General features: G+C 72.7%; 12 protein-coding genes. 2 read left to right on the top strand and 10 right to left on the bottom strand.

Annotated features, from left to right (window positions below):
• Positions 1–228 precede the first annotated feature (228 nt).
• From ACIP60_RS29835 to ACIP60_RS29865, 7 genes are all read right to left on the bottom strand, one after another.
• The gene (locus ACIP60_RS29835) at positions 229–1431 is read right to left on the bottom strand and encodes an acyl-CoA dehydrogenase family protein (protein WP_100840183.1); all 1203 of its coding nucleotides are present in this window, start codon (positions 1429–1431) and stop codon (positions 229–231) included.
• 140 nt (positions 1432–1571) lie between these two features.
• Positions 1572–2069 (bottom strand): MaoC family dehydratase, encoded by a 498-nt coding sequence (locus ACIP60_RS29840; protein WP_100840182.1) that lies wholly within the window; start codon positions 2067–2069, stop codon positions 1572–1574.
• Between the two features lie 3 nt (positions 2070–2072).
• Positions 2073–3035 (bottom strand): HpcH/HpaI aldolase/citrate lyase family protein, encoded by a 963-nt coding sequence (locus tag ACIP60_RS29845; RefSeq protein WP_400690076.1) that lies wholly within the window; start codon positions 3033–3035, stop codon positions 2073–2075.
• 23 nt (positions 3036–3058) lie between these two features.
• A complete protein-coding gene (locus ACIP60_RS29850) occupies positions 3059–5083 on the bottom strand; it encodes a protein meaA (RefSeq protein WP_400690079.1) in 2025 nt (674 codons plus the stop codon).
• Positions 5083–6420, bottom strand: coding sequence for a crotonyl-CoA carboxylase/reductase (gene ccrA / locus ACIP60_RS29855; protein ID WP_400690082.1), 1338 nt, complete (start codon positions 6418–6420; stop codon positions 5083–5085). Before ccrA ends, ACIP60_RS29850 begins: the two co-directional genes overlap by 1 nt.
• Positions 6421–6799: 379 nt before the next feature.
• A complete protein-coding gene (locus tag ACIP60_RS29860) occupies positions 6800–7711 on the bottom strand; it encodes a TetR family transcriptional regulator (RefSeq protein ID WP_400690085.1) in 912 nt (303 codons plus the stop codon).
• 194 nt (positions 7712–7905) lie between these two features.
• Positions 7906–9681, bottom strand: a complete 1776-nt coding sequence (locus ACIP60_RS29865) for a 3-hydroxyacyl-CoA dehydrogenase family protein (protein ID WP_400690088.1) — start codon at positions 9679–9681, stop codon at positions 7906–7908.
• Positions 9682–10090: 409 nt separating this feature from the next.
• Between ACIP60_RS29865 and ACIP60_RS29870 the strand changes: the two genes are divergently transcribed.
• On the top strand, positions 10091–10675 hold the full coding sequence (locus ACIP60_RS29870; RefSeq protein WP_400690091.1) for a Uma2 family endonuclease: 585 nt from the start codon (positions 10091–10093) through the stop codon (positions 10673–10675).
• A 63-nt stretch (positions 10676–10738) separates the two neighbouring features.
• Here ACIP60_RS29870 and ACIP60_RS29875 read toward each other — a convergent pair whose 3' ends face one another.
• Entirely contained in the window at positions 10739–12226 is a 1488-nt protein-coding gene (locus ACIP60_RS29875; protein WP_100840175.1) for an MFS transporter, read from the bottom strand.
• A gap of 132 nt (positions 12227–12358) precedes the next feature.
• Entirely contained in the window at positions 12359–12994 is a 636-nt protein-coding gene (locus tag ACIP60_RS29880) for a TetR/AcrR family transcriptional regulator (RefSeq protein WP_400690095.1), read from the bottom strand.
• A 236-nt stretch (positions 12995–13230) separates the two neighbouring features.
• Between ACIP60_RS29880 and ACIP60_RS29885 the strand changes: the two genes are divergently transcribed.
• Positions 13231–14541, top strand: a complete 1311-nt coding sequence (locus ACIP60_RS29885; RefSeq protein ID WP_400690098.1) for a glutamine synthetase — start codon at positions 13231–13233, stop codon at positions 14539–14541.
• Here ACIP60_RS29885 and ACIP60_RS29890 read toward each other — a convergent pair.
• A complete protein-coding gene (locus ACIP60_RS29890) occupies positions 14535–15017 on the bottom strand; it encodes a hypothetical protein (protein WP_400690101.1) in 483 nt (160 codons plus the stop codon). The genes ACIP60_RS29885 and ACIP60_RS29890 overlap by 7 nt on opposite strands.
• Positions 15018–15153: the final 136 nt, after the last annotated feature.

Raw genomic sequence — 15153 nt, forward strand, 5'->3', positions numbered from 1 at the left:
GGGGGGGCCCCCCCGGGGGGGGGGGGGGGGGGGGGGCCCCGCCGCGGGGGGGGGGGGGGGGCCGGGGGGGGGGGGGGGGGCCGCCGGGGGGCCCCCCCCCCCCCCCCCGCCCCCCCCCCCCGCCTCAAGCGCCGGTCCCGCCCCTGGGACGGCTGACCAGGCCGGGGCGGGCGCGGCGCGGTGCGGACGGCGGGCCGCACGCCCACCGTCCGTACCGGGAGAGGGTCTTCAGTCGGCGAGCCGGTACTCCTCCAGCAGCCGGCGTCCCACGATCATCTTCTGGATCTCCGCCGTACCTTCACCGATCAGCAGCATCGGGGCCTCCCGGTACAGCCGCTCGATCTCGTACTCCTTGGAGAAGCCGTAGCCGCCGTGGATCCGGAACGAGTCCTCGACGACCTCCTTGCAGTACTCGGAGGCCAGGTACTTCGCCATGCCGGCCTCCAGGTCGTTGCGCTGCCCGCTGTCCTTCTTGCGGGCGGCCATCACCATCATCTGGTGCGCGGCCTCGACCTTGGTGGCCATCTCGGCCAGCTTGAACTGGATCGCCTGGTGCTCGGCGATCCGCTTGCCGAAGGTGACCCGCTGCTGGGCGTAGGAGATGCCCAGCTCGAAGGCGCGGCGGGCCACCCCGCAGCCGCGCGCGGCCACGTTGACCCGGCCGACCTCGACGCCGTCCATCATCTGGTAGAAGCCCTTGCCGGGGACGCCGCCGAGGACCCGGTCGGCCGGGACCCGGACGTCCTGGAGCACCAACTCGGTGGTGTCGACGCCCTTGTAGCCCATCTTCTCGATCTTGCCGGGCACGGTCAGGCCGGGCACGGTCGGGTTGGCCCCGAAGCCGGGGGTCTTCTCGATCAGGAAGGTGGTCATGTTCTTGTAGGGGGTGCTGCCGCCCTCGTCGGTCTTGCAGAGCACCGCGACCAGCGAGGAGGTGCCGCCGTTGGTCAGCCACATCTTCTGGCCGTTCAGGACGTACGCGTCGCCGTCCCGGACGCCCTTGGTGGAGATCGCCGAGACATCGGAGCCCAGGCCGGGCTCGGACATCGAGAAGGCGCCGCGCAGCTCGCCGGCCGCCATCCTCGGCAGGAAGTGCTCCTTCTGCTCCGGGGTGCCGTGCGCGTTGATCATGTGCGCCACGATGAAGTGGGTGTTGACGATGCCGGAGACCGACATCCAGCCGCGGGCGATCTCCTCCACCACCAGGGCGTAGGTGAGCAGCGACTCGCCCAGGCCGCCGTACTCCTCGGGGATGGTCAGCCCGAACAGGCCGAGCTGCTTCATCCCCTCGACGATGGCGGTCGGGTACTCGTCCCGGTGCTCCAGCTCGGTGGCGACCGGGATGATCTCCTTGTCGACGAACTCCCGCACGGTGGCGAGGATGTCCCGCTGGATCTCGGTGAGGCCGTCGGTCTGTGCGAGGCGTCCCATCGTGCGGCTCCGGAAGGGTGTGAGGGCGGAGGGGTGGGGTTGGGGGGCTCCGCGGCGCGTGGCTGCCGCGGAGCCCCCGGGAACCGGGTGGGGCGAAGGCCGATGACGGCGGCCCGCCCGTCCGGGGCTCTGGAGGGCGCTCAGGCGAGCGGCTCGGGGCGGCCGGGCTGTTCGCCGCCGCGCTCCGCCACGTACGTCGCGGTCGGCACCATCACCTTGCGGCGGAAGGTGCAGACGACGGTGCCGTCCTGGTTGTAGCCCTTGGTCTCGACGTACACGATGCCGCGATCCGGCTTCGATGTCATGCGCTTGTCGAGAACGGTGGTCTCGCCGTACAGCGTGTCGCCGTGGAAGGTCGGCGCGACGTGCCGCAGCGACTCGATCTCCAGGTTGGCGATCGCCTTGCCGGAGACGTCCGGCACCGACATGCCGAGCAGCAGCGAGTAGACGTAGTTGCCGACCACGACGTTCTTCCCCTGCACGGTGGTGGTCGCGTAGTTGGCGTCCAGATGCAGCGGGTGGTGGTTCATGGTGAGCAGGCAGAACAGGTGGTCGTCGTACTCGGTGACCGTCTTGCCGGGCCAGTGCTTGTAGACCGCGCCGACCTCGAACTCCTCGTAGGTGCGTCCGAACTGCATGGCTCAGCTCTCCGGGATCTCGAACTTGGTGGTGCGCTCCATGCCCGCGGCCCGGCCCTTGCCCGCGATGACCAGGGCCATCTTGCGGCTGGCCTCGTCGATCATCTCGTCGCCGAGCATCGCCGAGCCCTTGGCGCCGCCGGCCTCGGAGGTGCACCAGTCGTAGGCGTCCAGGATCAGCTCGGCGTGGTCGTAGTCCTCCTGGGAGGGCGAGTAGATCTCGTTCGCGGCGCCGACCTGGTCCGGGTGCAGCACCCACTTGCCGTCGAAGCCCAGCGCGGCCGAGCGGCGGGCCACCTCGCGGTAGCCCTCCTGGTTGCGGATCTGCAGGTAGGGGCCGTCGATCGCCTGCAGGTCGTTGGCCCGGGCGGCCATCAGGATGCGCATCAGGATGTAGTGGTAGGCGTCGGCGCCGTAGCCGGGCGGCTGCTCGCCGACCACCAGGGACTTCATGTTGATCGAGGCCATGAAGTCGGCCGGGCCGAAGATGACGGTCTCCAGCCGGGGCGAGGCCGCGGCGATCGCGTCGACGTTGATCAGGCCCTTGGCGTTCTCGATCTGCGCCTCGATGCCGATCTTGCCGACCTCCAGGCCGACCGTCTTCTCGATCTGGGTGAGCAGCAGGTCCAGGGCGACCACCTGCTGGGCGTCCTGCACCTTGGGCAGCATGATGCAGTCCAGGTTCTGGCCGGCGCCCTCGACGACGGTGATCACGTCGCGGTAGGTCCAGTGCGTGGTCCAGTCGTTGACCCGGACGACCCGGGTCTTGCCGCCCCAGTCGCCGTTGTTGAGGGCGTCCACGATGTGGTGCCGGGCGCTCTCCTTGACCAGCGGGGCGCAGGCGTCCTCCAGGTCCAGGAAGACCTGGTCGGCCGGCAGGCCCTGGGCCTTCTCCAGGAAGCGCGGGTTGCTGCCGGGCACGGCCAGGCAGGAACGGCGCGGACGGAGGCGGTTCACGGTCGTCATGAGGAGGGGTGTTCCTTCCGGGGTCAGCTGGTCGCGGCGGTGGTCGCGGCCCAGGGCTGGAGCCTGTTGGCCAGCCGGATCTCGTCCACGATCCGGCCGATGATGGTGGTGATGCCGAAGTCCTTGGGTGTGAACACGGCGGCCACGCCGGCGGTCCGCAGGACCTCCGCGTCGGCTGCCGGGATGATGCCACCCACGATCACCGGCACATCCTCCACCCCCGCGCGGCGCAGCCGGTGCAGGACGTCCGGCACCAGCTCGGGGTGCGCGCCGGACAGGATGGACAGGCCCACGCAGTGCACGTCCTCGGCGACGGCCGCCGAGACGATCTGCTCGGGCGTCAGGCGGATGCCCTGGTAGACCACCTCGAACCCGGCGTCGCGGGCCCGGACGGCGATCTGCTCGGCGCCGTTGGAGTGCCCGTCCAGGCCGGGCTTGCCGACCAGCAGGCGCAGCTTGCCGGCGCCCAGCTCGGCGGCGGTGGCGGCCACCGCCTCGCGCACGGCGGCGAGTTCGCCGCCCGGCTCGGCCGCGACCGCGACCGGGGCGCCGCCCACGCCGGTGGGGGCGCGGTACTCGCCGAACACCTCGCGCAGCGCGAACGACCACTCGCCGGTGGTGGCACCGGCCCGGGCGCAGGCCAGGGTGGCCTCCATCAGGTTCTCCGCGGTGGCGGCCACCTCCTTGAGCCGGGCCAGCGCGTCCCGCACGGCGGCCTCGTCGCGCCCGGCCCGCCAGGACTCCAGGTTGGCCAGCACCGAGCGCTCGGCGGCCGGGTCGACCACCATGACGGCGGTGTCCAGGTCCGCGGTGAGCGGGTTCTCCTCGGTGGTGTCGAAGCAGTTGACGCCGATGATCTTGTCCTGGCCGGCCTCGATCCGGGCCCGCCGCTCGGCGTGCGAGGCGACCAGGTTGGACTTCAGGTAGCCGGACTCGACGGCCGGGATCACCCCGCCCATCTCCAGCACCTTGGCGATCTCCGCCTCGGCGCCGGCCAGCAGTTCGGCGGTCTTCGCCTCCACCACGTGCGAGCCGTCGAACAGGTCGCCGTACTCCAGCAGGTCCGACTCGTACGCCAGCACCTGCTGGATCCGCAGCGACCACTGCTGGTCCCACGGCCGGGGCAGGCCCAGCGCCTCGTTCCAGGCCGGGAGCTGGACGGCCCGGGCCCGGGCGTCCTTGGAGAGCGTGACGGCCAGCATCTCCAGCACGATCCGCTGGACGTTGTTCTCCGGCTGGGCCTCGGTCAGGCCGAGCGAGTTGACCTGCACGCCGTAGCGGAACCGGCGCTGCTTGGCGTCCTCGATGCCGTAGCGCTCCCGGGTGACCTTCTCCCAGAGCCGGTTGAAGGCCCGCATCTTGCACATCTCCTCGACGAAGCGGACGCCCGCGTTGACGAAGAAGGAGATCCGGCCGACCACCTCGCTCATCCGCTCGGCCGGGACCTGCCCGGAGTCGCGGACGGCGTCCAGGACGGCGATCGCGGTGCACATCGAGTAGGCGATCTCCTGGACGGGCGTCGCCCCGGCCTCCTGCAGGTGGTAGCTGCAGATGTTGATCGGGTTCCACTTGGGGATGTGCGCCACCGTGTAGGCGATCATGTCGGTGATCAGCCGCACCGAGGGGCCGGGCGGGAAGACGTGCGTCCCGCGCGACAGGTACTCCTTGACGATGTCGTTCTGGGTGGTGCCGGTGAGCCCGGCGATGTCCGCGCCCTGCTCCTCGGCGACCACCTGGTAGAGCGCCAGCAGCCACATCGCGGTGGCGTTGATCGTCATCGAGGTGTTGGTGCGCTCCAGCGGGATGCCGTCGAACAGCGTCCGCATGTCGCCCAGGTGCCCGACCGGCACGCCGACCCGGCCGACCTCGCCGCGGGCGAGGACGTGGTCGGAGTCGTAGCCGGTCTGGGTCGGCAGGTCGAACGCCACCGACAGACCGGTCTGCCCCTTCGCGAGGTTGCGCCGGTACAGCGCGTTGGAGTCGCTCGCGGTGGAGTGCCCGGCGTAGGTCCGCATCAGCCAGGGACGGTCGCGCTCCTGGGCGCCCATCAGACGTTCCGGAAGGCGTTGATCTTGGTCAGGTGCTGCTCGCGCAGTTCGGTGTCGCGCACGCCCAGACCCTCCTGCGGGGCCAGGCAGAGGACGCCGACCTTGCCCTGGTGCTTGTTGTGGTGCACGTCCAGGGCGGCCTGGCCGGTCTCCTCCAGCGCGTAGACCTTGGACAGGGTCGGGTGGATCTTGCCCTTGGCGACCAGCCGGTTGGCCTCGAACGCCTCGCGGTAGTTGGCGAAGTGCGAGCCGACGATGCGCTTGAGCGACATCCACAGGTAGCGGTTGTCGTACTGGTGCATGTAGCCGGAGGTGGAGGCGCAGGTGACGATGGTGCCGCCCTTGCGGGTGACGTACACCGAGGCGCCGAAGGTCTCCCGGCCCGGGTGCTCGAAGACGATGTCCACGTCCTCGCCGCCGGTGAACTCGCGGATCTTCGCGCCCAGGCGCTTCCACTCGCGCGGGTCCTGGTTGTTCTCGTCCTTCCAGAACTTGTAGCCCTCGGCGGAGCGGTCGATGATCGCCTCGGCGCCCATCGCCCGGCAGATGTCCGCCTTCTGCGGGCTGGAGACCACGCAGATCGGGGTGGCGCCGCCGGCCAGCGCGTACTGGGTGGCGTACGAGCCGAGGCCGCCGCTGGCGCCCCAGATCAGCACGTTGTCGCCCTGCTTCATGCCGGCGCCGTTGCGGGAGACCAGCTGGCGGTAGGCGGTGGAGTTGACCAGGCCCGGGGAGGCGGCCTCCTCCCAGGTCAGGTGCTTGGGCTTGGGGAGCAGCTGGTTGGTCTTGACCAGGGCGAGCTGGGCCAGGCCGCCGAAGTTGGTCTCGAAGCCCCAGATCCGCTGCTCCGGGTCCATCATGGTGTCGTTGTGGCCGTCGGGGGACTCGAGTTCGACCGACAGGCAGTGCGCGACGACCTCGTCGCCGGGCTTCCAGGCGTTGACGCCGGCGCCGGTGCGCAGCACCACGCCCGCCAGGTCGGAGCCGAGCACGTGGTACGGCAGGTCGTGGCGCGCGGTCAGCGGCGAGAGGCGGCCGTAGCGCTCCAGGAAACCGAAGGTGGAGACCGGCTCGAAGATCGAGCTCCACACGGTGTTGTAGTTGACCGAGCTGGCCATCACGGCCACCAGGGCTTCGCCCGGGCCGAGTTCGGGCAGCGGGACGTCATCCAGGTGGAGCGACTTGCGCGGGTCCTTGTCCCGGCTGGCCAGCCCGGCGAACATCTGCTCCTCGTCCTTGTGGAGCGTCACCGCCCGGTAGGACTCGGGCAGCGCCAGGGCGGCGTAGTCGGCGGACGTGGCGTCGCCGCTGAGGATCGCGTCGAGAATTTCCTGCATGGCTGCCTCCGAAGGCGTACCTGTGCGAGGGACACAGGGCGTCTGGGGGAGCCGGGAGCGGACACCGGCTTCGCGTTGAGGGGTCTGAGGGTGGTGCTTGGCTGGTGCGACGGGTGGGTGGTGTCGCGTGGGTGGTGCTGGTGCTCGTCCCCTCGGTGGGGGACGCCGGAAGACGGCGCGCCGAGGTGGGGAGCCGCGGCGCCGCAGCCGGTGGGAACACGGTAATGGCACCCTGTGCCACTCGTAAAGACACGCGGTGCCAAGTCGTGGCGTGAGCCAGGACACGCCGTGCCCGGCCGGTCGGGGAACGCCGAAGGCCCGTCCCCGAAACCGGGAACGGGCCTTCGAATGTGCCGGTGATCTGCGAAAACCGCCTGGATTACGCGGGAGTTCTCCCGGCCAGGGCGGCTCTGATCGAATCCACCACCGCCTCCAGCGGTGCGTCCGTCCGGGCGACTGTGATCAGTACCTCACCGCTCGGACTGGCACTCAGTGCGCTCACCGCCCCGGGCTCCTCCGGTGACGCTCCGTCACCAGTGGCACCGGGTGCCAGCGTGGTGCCGCGGCGGCGGGCACCGCTCGGCGGGGTCGGCCAGAACGTCCCCCGGATCACCCCGAAGGAGTGGTCGAGCTGCGCCTCCACGTCCCCGTGGCCGCCGGCCCGCAGCCAGCGCCGCAGCACGTGGTTGTGCGCCGCGACCACCGCCGCCGCCGACACCTCGGCCAGCATCGAGTCGTCGTCCCCGCCGCGCTGCCAGCCCGGCGGGGTCTGCTCGGCCGCGTCGAACCGGCCCAGCAGGTAGCGGGTGAACAGCCGCTCGTAGCGGGAGACCACCGCGATCTCCCGCTCGCGCAGCGCCGGGACCTGCCGGATCAGCTGGTAGCGGGCCACCGACATCTCCGGCGTGGAGGCGTACATCCGCAGCACCTCCTTGATGCCGCGGCACACCACGTCCAGCGGGTGCTCCTCGGCGTCGGCGCTGGCCAGCAGGTCCGCCACCCGCACCAGGGTGTCGTCGTGGTCCGGGAAGATCGCCTCCTCCTTCGACCGGAAGTACCGGAAGAAGGTCCGCCGGGCGACCCCGGCGGCGGCCGCGATCTGATCGACCGTCGTCTCCTCGTACCCCTGGGTGGCGAACAGCTCCATCGCCGCGGCGGTGAGGTCCTGGCGCATCTGCAGCCGCTGGGCGGCGGCCCGGCGGCTGCCCGGCCCGGACTCCACCCCCGCCCGCGGCTGATCGGGCCCGGCGGCCGGCGGCTGCTGCTGGGGGGGCGAGGTCTGGCGATCCATGTTCGGAACGCTACACGCACCCGCCCCGGCCCCGGCCGGCCTGCCCCGGCGCACCGGGGCCGCGGGCGGCGCCACGGCGGGCCGCGGCCACCGCGAGGAGACCGCGCCCGGGCCCCAAGGAGGCTTCGCCGCAAGCGGGTTGACGCCCCCGCCGGGCACCGGACGGCCCCCCGGAGCGGGCACCGGACGGCCGGTCATCGCCGTGCGTGGTCACGGAAACCACGCCCCGTCTTGCGCCCCAGGCAGCCCGCCGCCACCAGGTGCTCCAGCAGCGGCGCCGCCGCCAGCCCCGGCTCGCGGAACTCGTGGTGCAGCACCTGCTCGATGGTCAGCGACACGTCCAGGCCCACCACGTCCAGCAGTTCGAACGGGCCCATCGGGTAGCCGCAGCCCAGCTTCATCGCGGTGTCGATGTCGTCCACCGTCGCGTAGTGCTCCTGGAGCATCCGTACCGCGTCGTTCAGGTACGGGAACAGCAGCGCGTTCACGATGAACCCGGCCCGGTCGCCGCACTCCACCGGGTGCTTGCGCACCTTCGCGCACAGCTCCAGCACGGTCGCCGTGACGTCCTCCGCGGTCAGCACCGTGGAGACCACCTCGACCAGCTTCATGGCCGGCGCCGGGTTGAAGAAGTGCATCCCGACCACGTCCCGCGGCCGCGAGGTGGCCGTCGCGCAGGAGATCACCGGCAGCGAGGAGGTGGTGGTGGCCAGCACCGCGCCCGGCTTGACGATCCCGTCCAGCACGGTGAACAGCTCGCGCTTGACCGCCAGGTCCTCGGCCACCGCCTCCACCACCAGGTCGGCGTCCGCCAGGTCCCGGTACGAGCCGGTCGGGACGACCAGCGCCAGCGCCGCGTCCCGCTGCTCCCCGGTCAGCCGCCCCTTGGCCACCGAACGCTCCAGCGACCCCGCCAGCCGGGCCTTCGCCAGCTCCGCCTTCTCCCGGCTGCGGGCCGCCAGCAGCACCGGGAAGCCCGCCTTGGCGAACACCTCCACGATGCCGGTCGCCATCGTCCCGCTGCCGCACACCGCGATGCTGCGCACCGCGCGCCCGGCCGGCCGGGCCTCCGCCGCCGCGGTCTCCTCGGCGACCACCCTGGACGAGCCCGGGGCCTCGTAGGTGTAGAAGCCGCGGCCCGACTTGCGGCCCAGCAGGCCCGCCGCGACCAGCTGGCCCAGGATCGGCGCCGGGGCGTGCAGCCGGTCCTGGGACTGCGCGTACATCGCCTCCAGCACGGTGCGGGCGGTGTCCACGCCGATCAGGTCCAGCAGCGCCAGCGGGCCCATCGGCAGGCCGCAGCCCAGCCGCATCGCCGCGTCGATGTCCTCCCGGGTCGCGTACCGGGACTCGAACATCGCCGCCGCCTGGTTCAGGTACGCGAACAGCAGGCCGTTGGCGATGAACCCGGCCCGGTCGCCCGCCGCCACCGGCTCCTTGTCCAGGTCGCGGGCCAACTCGGCGACCTGCTCGGCCGCCCGGGGGGAGGTCAGCACGGTGCGGACCACCTCCACCAGGCGCATGCTGTGCACCGGGTTGAAGAAGTGCACGCCCAGCACCCGCTCCGGGCGGCCGGTGGCCGCCGCGATCCGGGTCACGCTCAGCGCGGTGGTGCCGGTCGCCAGCACCGTCTCCGGCGGGCAGATCCGGTCCAGCTCGGCGAACAGCGCGCGCTTGAGCTCCAGGTCCTCCGGGACCTCCTCGACCACCAGGTCGGCCCCGGCCGCCGCGGCCAGGTCGTCGCCGACCTCGATCAGCTCCAGCAGCGCCGTCCGCTCCGCGGCGGTCAGCCGCTCGCGCTCCACCGCCCGCGCGGTGGACGCCTCGATCCGGTCCAGCGCCCGCAGCGCCTGCGTCGGACCGGCCTCCACGCCGATCACCCGGCGGCCGCTGCGGGCGAGGGCCACGGCCACCCCGGCACCCATGGTGCCCAGGCCGACGACGGCGACAGTGGGGAAGGGACGCTCCATTGTCCATACTCCTTGGTCAGGGCCCCGCGCCGCGGCCCCCGCCACCGCCCGGCCGCGACAGCGCGAACCCGGACGGAGGGTGTGACGGGGGAGGGTGCGCCGACGGCGCGGGAGAAACGGGAACGGAAGAAGAACAGCGGCGCCCCGCGGTACGGACCGGTCCGCTCCGGTTCCGTCGAGGGGTGGTGCCGTGGTGCTCAGGCGCTCCGCCAGATCATGAAGCGACGCCGACACGCACACGGTGCGGTGCGAAGGCGCCCTGCCGGTGCGGCTCCCGAAGCCCGGCGCTGACGCGTGCCGACACTGTAGCCCAGCTACCGACGGGTAGGAAGAGGGGAAGCGGCACGCCGGCCCCGCGCACCGGCCCATCCTGTGGCCGCAGCTGCCGAAGGAGGACACCACGGCTGTCATGACGACTGAGCGTCCGCAGATGGAACTCGAGCAGTTCAGGGAGATCGCCGTAGCGGCCGAGCGGGAAGACGTGGTGCTCGAGTTCGTCAACGGCAGGATCGGAGTCAAGCCGGTGCCCGACGGCGACCACGGCGAGATCGTCATGTGGCTGCTGGAACGCTGCCTGGCCCAGCGCCCGGATCTCCGGCTCTACCCCGAGCAGGGCCTGCAGGTGGCGAACCACCGCGACGGGCTGGCCAAGCCGGACGGTTCGCTCGCGCCGCGGCGGAACTTCGCGGGCCAGGGGGAGTGGGCCGATCCGGTCGGGGTCCTCATGGTGGTCGAGGTGACCTCGTACGACGCCGACGCCGACGCCGACGCCGACCGGCGCGACCGGGTCGAGAAGCCGAGGACCTACGCGGAGACCGGTATCCCGGTGTTCCTGCTGGTGGACCGCGACGCGGGTTCGGTCTCGGTGCACAGCGAGCCGGAGGACGGGCGCTACCGCAGTGTCGTGACGCTGACCTACGGGCACGTCGTGGAGCTGCCGGAGCCGGTGAACGTCAGCCTCGACACCGAGGAGCTCAAGGAGTTCAGCCGCTGAGACGCCGGACGGCCCGCCCGGAGGGTTCCGGGCGGGCCGTCGTGGTGGGTGCTGCGGGGAGGGTCAGTGCGCCATGACCGGGACGGCGTCCTCGGCCGGGGCGCCCTCGGTGTGGTGCTCGGGCTTGCCGGCGTTGATCAGGGCGAAGGCGGTGACGCCGGCCAGGACCAGGATGCCGAAGGCCCACCAGATGGCCACCGAGTACGAGTGCACCTGGGCCTGGAGCTGGAACAGCTGCTGGTCGGTGGCGGTGGCCGCGTGGGCCTTGGCCCAGGAGGTGCCGGCGCTGTGGGCGACGGTGCTCAGCAGGGCGGTGCCGATCGCGCCGCCGACCTGCTGGGAGGTGTTGACCATCGCGGAGGCGACACCGGCGTCCCGCGGCTGCACGCCGTAGGTGGCCAGGCTCATCGCGGGCATGAACGCGGTGCCCATGCCGAGGCCCATCAGGATCAGGCCGGGCAGGATCTGCCAGTACGAGGTGCCGACGTCGATCTGGGTGAGGATCAGCAGGCCGAGCGAGGCGACCAGGAAGCCGGGCGCCATCAGGTAGCGGGCCGGGACCCGGGTCATCAGGCGGGCGCCGATCTGGGTGGAGCCGGTGATCATGCCGGCCACCATCGGGAGGAAGGCGAAGCCGTTGACCAGCGGCTTGTAGCCCAGCACGCCCTGCATGTAGAGGGTGAGGAAGAGGAACAGGCCGAACATGCCGATCACGGCCATGCCGAGCGAGAGGTAGACACCGCCGCGGTTGCGGTCGGTGACCACGCGCAGCGGCAGCAGCGGGGCCTTGACCCGGCCCTCGACCACCGCGAACGCGGCGAGCAGCACGGCGGCGGCGACGAACAGGCCGATGGTGCTGCTGTCGCCCCAGCCCTCCTGCTCGGCCCGGGTGAAGCCGTACACCAGGGAGACCAGGCCGGTGGTGACCAGCAGCACGCCCGGGATGTCGAGGCGGTTGCGGTTGTGGCCGACGGCCGGCTCGCTGATGACCAGCACCGCGCCCGCGATGGCGACCAGGGCGAACGGGATGTTGACGTAGAAGGTCCAGCGCCAGTTCAGGTACTCGGTGAGGGCGCCGCCCAGGATCAGGCCGATCGCGCCGCCACCGCCGGCCACCGCACCGTAGATGCCGAACGCCTTGGCGCGCTCCTTGCCGTCGGTGAACATCACGGCCAGCAGGGACAGCGCGGCGGGCGCCAGCAGCGCGCCGAACACGCCCTGCAGGGCGCGGGCGCCGAGCAGCATGCTGGTGTTGGCGGCGGCGCCGCCGAGCGCGGAGGCCGCGGCGAAGCCGACCAGGCCGACCATGAAGGTCCGGCGGCGGCCCCACAGGTCGGCGACCCGGCCGCCGAACAGCAGCAGGCTGCCGAAGGCCAGCGCGTAAGCGGTGATCACCCACTGGGTGGTGCTGTCGGCGAAGCCGAGGTCTTCCTTCGCGTGCGGGAGCGCGATGTTCACCACGGTCGCGTCCAGCACGACCATCAGTTGCGCCAGGGCGATGAAGACGAGCGCCTTCCACCGGCGAGGGTCCGGCTGGAGGGTGTCAGACATGGAGGTACCCACTTGTGTGTGCGAGAGCGTACGGAGGGGTGCAGGGGCGTCGCGCCGTCGAGGGGCGGTTCCTGCGGGAGGTTTGCGGGGGGCGTGCGAGGCCGGTCGGCCCGCGGGCGGGACCGAGGGGGGTCAGACGCGGGGCGTGAGGTCCTCCAGGGTCGCGGCACGGCCGGGCAGCACGGACGGCGCGGGAGCCCGCAGGCCGTCCAGCAGCAACTGCAGGTGACGCCGGACGTGGGGGTCCAGGTCGAGGCAGCCGAAGCCGGGGAGCGGTCGGGTGAGCTGGGCCATGGCGACGACGATGTCGCCGGCTCCGACGTCGGTGCGGAGCAGGCCGTCGGCCTGGGCCCGCGCGATGAGGTCCTCGGTGACCTGCTTCATCTCGGCGCGGGCTTCGGCGAGTTCGGGGTCGTTCAGGTCGATCGGGTCGGACAGCAGGGGGCAGAGCGCGCCGATCCGCTCCTCGGCCGCGGCGTGCACGAAGCGGCTGAACGCGGCGAAGGAGTCGGGCTCCTGCGCGGTGGCCGCGTGCGCGTGCGCCACGATCCGCTCCATCACGGCGATCGACACCTGGTGGATCAGGGCGCGGCGGTCGGCGAAGTTCCGGTACAGCGTGGCGTTGCCGACGCCCGCCCGGCGGGCGATCTCGTCCAGCGGGGCCATCGCCCCGTACTCGACGAACGCCTCCCGGGCCGCGGAGACGATGCGGGCCCGGTTGCGGGCCGCGTCCGCGCGGCGGACGGGAGCGGCGGCGACGACGGTCATGTGCGCTCCCTTCGAGCGGCGGCGGGTCCGGGAACCGCCCCTCGGGCGGACTCCGGCGCGGTTTCCGATACGGGGATCATCTCCCCGTTTCGTTGCGGACAGATGTCTAAACGGGGAATCCGTCCCCGGAAATTTCATCATCCGATGTGACCTGCGTCACATCGGTGCGGCCACGGACGGGTGACCTCCCGGCGCGTTCCCCCGATCGGCCGGAAAGCCCTGGTCAGGATGGGCCCATGAGGATCACCGCGCCGCCCGCCGACCACGCCGCCGAGGCCCGGACGGCCGCCACCCGGATCGAGGCCGAGGGCGTCGACGGGGTCGTCGTCGGCTGGGTCGACAACGCGGGCGTCACCCGGGTCAAGGCCGTCCCGGTCCGCGGCCTGGAGTCCGCCGCCCGCTGGGGCGTCGGCGCCGCGCCCTGCTTCGACGCCTTCCTGGTCGACGACTCGCTCGCCCCCTCCGGCGGTCCCGTCGGCGACCTGCGCCTGGTCCCCGACCTCACCGCGCTGCACCGCCTCGCCGCCCAGCCCGGCTGGGCCTGGGCCCCCGGCGACCGGCGCACCCAGCAGGGCGAACCGCACCCCGGCTGCCAGCGGCAGTTCGCCCGCCGCACCGCCGAGGCGCTCGCCGGACACGGCCTGACCGTCCGGGCCGGCATCGAGGTCGAGTGGATCGTCGACGGCGGCGAACCCGGGCCCGCGTACGGCATGCGCCGCCTGATCGGCAACAGCGACTACCTGCGCGACCTGCTGCGCGCCCTGCGCGAGCAGCGGATGACCGTCCTCCAGCTGCACCCCGAGTACACCGAGGGCCAGTACGAGCTGTCCGTCGCCCCCGAGGGCCCGGTCGAGGCCGCCGACACCGCCCTGCTGGTCCGGCACACCGTGCAGGCCGTCTCGCTCCGGCACGGCCTGCGGGCCAGCTTCGCCCCCGTCACCGCCCCCGACGGCGTCGGCAACGGCGGCCACCTGCACCTCAGCCTGTGGCGCGACGGCCGCAACCTCGGCCACGGCGGCACCGGCCCGCACGGGCTCACCCGGGAGGCCGAGGCGTTCCTGGCCGGGGTGCTCGCCGAACTGCCCGCCCTGCTCGCCCTCGGCGCCCCGTCCGTCGCCAGCTACCTGCGCCTGGTCCCCGGCCGCTGGTCCGGCCCGCACCGCTGCTGGGGCCTGGAGAACCGGGAGGCCGCGCTCCGCCTGATCACCGGCTCCGCCCCCGAGCAGGCCAACGCCGAGATCAAGTGCTTCGACGCCGCCGCCAACCCCTACCTCGCCGTCGGCGGCGTCCTGGCCGCCGGCCTGGCCGGCCTCGACGCCGCCCTCCGCCTGCCCCCCGAGACCACCGGCGACCCCGACGGCACGGCCGAACGCCTCCCCGCCACCCTCGGCCACGCCGTCGCCGCACTGCGCGCCTCGCCGGTGCTGCGGGCCGCCATGGGCGAGCAGCTCTGGCAGGCCGTCATCGACGTCCGGGAGGCCGAGATCGCCCGCTTCGCCGACCGCACCCCCGAGGAGATCGTCGAAGCCGTCCGCTACCGCTACTGACCCCCGCCCCGGCCCGCGCCGGAGGAGCGCCGCCCGGGCGGCGCCACCGGCTCCGCGACGCCGGGCTCCTCCGGGCGGTGGATCGCCATCGGCTCGGTGTCGGCCCGGCACAGGGTCAGGCCGCGCCGCGGGTGGAAGTGCAGCCGGATCCTGGCGTCCGCCCGCCGGGCGTGCAGCACCACCGACCCGGAATCGCTCCGACTCACCGTCAACTCCCAGGCGGAGAGCAGTACTTCGGCCCGTTCCCGCAGTCCGGGCCGGTTCGGCGGATCGGCGAAGGAGACCTGCCGGTAGTACCCGAAGCTGAGCGGACGGCCCCCGCTGACGACGTCCGGGTATGCCGGGAACTCCGCCACCGGAGCCCGCCCCGGCGCCAACTCCTCCAGTAACGCCGCGAATTCGGCGTACAGCCGCTCCCCGCGCCGCCGCAGCTCGGCCCGCGCCCCGGGTATCTCCTCGGCCGCCACCCGCTCCACCCCTCACCCTCGCCGGGCCCGTCGACCGACCGGTCGGCCGCCCCGACGGCCCGTCAGTCGGTCGGTTCGCCGGTCCGGGGCGTCCGGATGGTGCTCGGCCCGCGCCGGGCGAACCGATTGTAGGCGGCGGCCCCGG

Source organism: Kitasatospora sp. NPDC088783 (assembly GCF_044750705.1).
GTDB lineage: Bacteria > Actinomycetota > Actinomycetes > Streptomycetales > Streptomycetaceae > Kitasatospora > Kitasatospora fiedleri.